Annotated in this window: 2 protein-coding genes and 1 pseudogene; 1 reads left to right on the forward strand and 2 read right to left on the reverse strand. The window is 65.9% G+C overall.

Going from position 1 to position 2,117, the window contains the following annotated elements:
* Positions 1 to 116 precede the first annotated feature (116 nt).
* Positions 117 to 359 carry a type II toxin-antitoxin system Phd/YefM family antitoxin gene (locus tag DD1DGNOD_RS20495; protein WP_206443337.1) on the reverse strand — a complete coding sequence of 81 codons (243 nt, stop codon included), beginning with the start codon at positions 357 to 359 and terminating at the stop codon, positions 117 to 119.
* A gap of 359 nt (positions 360 to 718) precedes the next feature.
* A pseudogene (locus DD1DGNOD_RS20500) lies at positions 719 to 1,131 on the reverse strand (ISAzo13 family transposase); the annotation flags it as partial.
* A 393-nt stretch (positions 1,132 to 1,524) separates the two neighbouring features.
* On the opposite strand from DD1DGNOD_RS20500, the gene DD1DGNOD_RS29905 reads away from it, so the two are divergent.
* On the forward strand, positions 1,525 to 2,117 hold a 593-nt coding region (locus DD1DGNOD_RS29905), incomplete at its 3' end, for an ArsR/SmtB family transcription factor (protein WP_241255871.1).

Raw genomic sequence — 2,117 nt, forward strand, 5'->3', positions numbered from 1 at the left:
CCTTCCCGCGGAACCGCTGATCACCGCGGTCACGCTGGCCGAGTCCTCGATCCGCGACAACATGATCACGGTGCTGGTGTCGAGGACTCCACGTTCGTGGTCCACTGGCGGACGTGTCACAGCGCCGGGTCCAGCACACTGTCGATGTCCGCTCTGAGCCGCGCAGGATCGACGGCCGGCAGGCGACGCCACCGTTCCAGGAGCAGGGCTGCCGGCAGGGGACGGCGACGCAGTGGCCGCAACTCCGCGACCGCACGGCCGTCCCGGGTCACCGTCAACGACTCCCCGCCCGCGACACGGTCGAGAATCTCGCCGCCGTGGTTGCGCAGATCCCGAACCGCCACCTCCGTCATGAGCATGAGTGTATCACGCGTGAGACACCACTCGATGGCGCATCCGTGACTCCCCGAAGAGAACGTGCGACGGTCAGCCGAACCCGCCTGCCACGCGCACAGGCCGCGACACCCGCCCTACCAGGTCGGCGGAACACATGTTCGATGTCGTTCGACGCGCCCCCGTCTCGGGGTTCACCGCGCATCGTCCCTGGTCAACATGCGCTTCCCGACCGGGCGGACGGTGATTTCAGGACCTTCAAACAAGATCAAACTGTTCTTATTGTGGTGCGTCAGGTCCATCACTCGTCCGATGGGTAGGCCCCGCATACCGTCTGACCTGAGCGTTTAGGACCCGTAATGGAAGAAGCTATTCTTTTGCCGGGTTGATGGCTGGTCAGTGGCCGCCTGCGCCAGTTGAGGGTGATGCGGGAGAACAGCCTGTGCTCTATCTTGTTCCATTTACTGGTTCCAGGCGGGTAGCGGCGGACGGTGATCTCCAGGCCGGTGGCAGCGGCAAGCCTGGCGAGTTCATGCTTCCATAGCCAGAGTCGGTGGCCATTGGAGCCGCCACCATCGGCGGTGATGAGCGGTCTCCTCGCCGTGGGGTATTTCTTCTTCCCCATCGTGTTCCACCATGTGGTGATGGTGGCGACCGCGAACACGGAGGTGTCGTGGTCATCCCGACCGATACCCAGGCGCTGTTGTCGGCGATGTCGTAGACGCCGTAGGGGATGGCCTTGCCATCGGCGAGGCTCGGGAAGTCGTAGGTGTCGACATCCTCGGGCTCGTCGTTGGGCAGCGGACCGTCGTGGACCTTCCCGCCCGAGCGGGTCAGCGCGGTCGCGTGGTGGCTTTCCTTGCCGACGTCCAGATCACAGAACATGGTGTAGGGCTCGGCGGCGGGCCCGTCGGTCTCCTCCAAATCAGGTCGTCCTCTCCTCGTCGCCGGACCAGGCCGGACCGAGGACGGCGTGCCGGCAGCCACGTTACGAGCAGGCGTCACCACGGCCAGGTCTCTCTCAGCGGTCACGTCCGTCCGCCGCCTCCGGTGACACCACACTTTGGATCATGGTCGACCGGTGGGTTTGAGTCATGCCGGAGACGGTGGCCTGGGCGGCCCGTTTCGGGCTTGGAAAAAAGGTGGGGCGAGTTTTCGGTAGCTGGGACAGCCGAAAAGTCGCCCACTTTCATGATCGATAATGTCGGAGTCCCGGACCCAACAACAAGACGGGCACCCCGCGCCGAGCGCCGCCACGTCGGCCCGTCGGCGGCCACCCGCCGCCGATCGGTGGTCGTCGGGACGCGGCAGGGCGGAGTGCGACGCGGCACAGCGGCGCTCAGCGGCACCGCCGCCACGACGAGGACAACCGACAGTAGAATTCTTCTTGACAACTTTTCTTTTCGGATGCACCATGAACCCATGCTCGATGTCGCAGTGATCGAAGACCCGGCCGCAGCCGAGGTCTCGCTCGACCCGGTGCGCGCCCGGCTGCTGGCCGCCCTGGCCGAGCCCGGCTCGGCCACCACGCTGGCCGCACAAACAGGCCTGACCCGGCAGAAGATCAACTATCACCTGCGCACGCTGGAACAGCACGGCCTCGTCGAGCTGGTCGAGGAACGACGCAAGGGCAACTGCACCGAACGGGTACTGCGGGCCACCGCGAGCTCCTACGTCATCTCCCCGGCCGCGTTGGCGGACGTCGCCCCGGACCCTGACCGCGCCCGGGACGAGACCTCGGCCCGGTGGATGCTCGCCCTCGCCTCCCGCCTCATCAAGGAAGT

The organism is Candidatus Protofrankia californiensis (assembly GCF_900634765.1).
Classification (GTDB): Bacteria; Actinomycetota; Actinomycetes; order Frankiales; family Frankiaceae; genus Protofrankia; species Protofrankia californiensis.

Bases quoted from the DNA above. Each gene is read 5' to 3' on its own strand.
- DD1DGNOD_RS20495 (WP_206443337.1), bottom strand. From the start codon at position 359: ATGCTCATGACGGAGGTGGCGGTTCGGGATCTGCGCAACCACGGCGGC.